Consider the following 1,666-nt stretch of genomic DNA (forward strand, 5'->3'; position numbering starts at 1 on the left):
GCTACCGAAATCAATGTAACCACCTTCCAACGCTAAGTAACGGTTAAAGCGATACCCTACCAATGCTTGCATTGCATCGCTGTTGTCATCGAAATCATCTTGTCCATCAACTTTTAAATAACCGTAGTTCGCACCTACATAAACGCCATGATCTTTGGAGTCCGCTGCGTAAGATAAAGTACTAAACGTTGCTAGAGAAAATAGACCAACCAGAGTAACAACATTGCTTTTCATTTCGTTCTCCTAAATTAACTGATTATCGAAAATTCCAATCATAAATTGCAAAAGCAATGCCAATATTAAATTCATGAAAAGCTATTTTAATTTAATAAGATTCTGACAATTAGCTAAAAACACTCGTACAAAAAACAAAATACAGGCTATTTATTTACCTTACACAAACAATATAAATTTAGGATAAATATAACTAGTGAAAAAGCTTCTCGCTAATTTGTAGTTTTTTCAAAATAAAAATACACAGCGTGAATATTCTTGAGTTGTTAAATAGTCATTGAAATATCGCATTGCGTGTTTACTAGAAAGGAAGCCAATCACACATCCGTCGTGCCTTGCTTTGCTTAAAAGCACAAATCCTCTACTCTGTGCCTAAGCAAATTCAATGGAATTGAAAGAATGATAAAAGGCAGTGAATACCCTTCCATTCGTGCATTGAGGACTTTTGTTGCTGTGGCTAACTATCTCAGCTTTTCTAAAGCCGCCGATGACCTGTGCGTAACACAAGGAGCGGTCAGTAAACAGATGGCATCTTTAGAGCAACTCGTTGGGCTTCCTCTCATTCATCGAGGGTTAAACGGCGTGGAGCTAACAGAGGAAGGAAAGCGCTATTTACCCCAAATAACAGAAGCTCTGGAGCTCATTCAGCATGCAACCGCCAGCCTAATTCAGACCAATACTGATCAAGAGCTGTTGGTTGTCGATGTCACACCCTCGTTTGCCAGTCTTTGGCTGGTGCCAAATATCGATGATTTCCACCAGCGCCATCCAAATATTCGCGTGAAAATTCTTACCGGAGATGGCGCAGTTAAAAACATTCATGGCGAAAGTGATCTGCATGTGCGGTGTTTGCCTCTTTCGACTCATTATGAATATAGCCAGCTCTTATGTGAGGAAACCTTGTTGCTGATTGGCAACACCAACCTACCAGAGCTGTCAGACAACCAAGCCATTAGCCATTACCCATTTATTCCGCAAACGACTCGCCCGCAGCTGTGGGAGCAGTTCAAACAGGAGAACGATTTAGAGTGCCCAATCACCTATCACTCCGTCGGGTTTGAGCATTTTTATTTGGCGTGTGAAGCCGTGAGAATGGAGAAGGGCTTGGCTTTGCTGCCCGATTTTATGGCGCAATTTTCTATTTTGCGTGGTGACATCCAACATATTGGGAATCTAAAGCTTCACAGCGGCTATGGCTATTATGTGGTGATCCCAAACTTCCGGTTAACTTCAAGAAAAGTGGCACTTTTTCATGACTGGTTAAAAGACAAACTTACCCATCATACATAAAGCTACCGATATGAAACCAGTATAAATATGAAGATTGTGCAGAGCCTATCACCTACCGCGCCTCAAATGTAAGTATGGTTAAATTTATGGCATTCTCATCCATACTATTTAAAAAGGATAAATGGATAGTAGGATATGGACA

At 40.6% G+C, this 1,666-nt stretch carries 2 protein-coding genes; one reads left to right on the top strand and one right to left on the bottom strand.

The window, feature by feature from the left end; genetic code table 11:
• Nucleotides 1-234, bottom strand: a 234-nt coding sequence (locus tag R7070_RS24760) for an outer membrane beta-barrel protein (RefSeq protein ID WP_318141346.1), incomplete at its 3' end; no start/stop codon positions are given.
• A 399-nt stretch (nt 235-633) separates the two neighbouring features.
• On the opposite strand from R7070_RS24760, the gene R7070_RS24765 reads away from it, so the two are divergent.
• Nucleotides 634-1,524: a LysR family transcriptional regulator gene (locus R7070_RS24765; protein ID WP_025502364.1), complete on the top strand. Its 891-nt coding sequence runs from the start codon at nt 634-636 to the stop codon at nt 1,522-1,524.
• The last annotated feature ends 142 nt before the right edge of the window (nt 1,525-1,666 follow it).

The organism is Vibrio sp. 1557, from assembly GCF_033340175.1.
GTDB lineage: Bacteria > Pseudomonadota > Gammaproteobacteria > Enterobacterales > Vibrionaceae > Vibrio > Vibrio alginolyticus.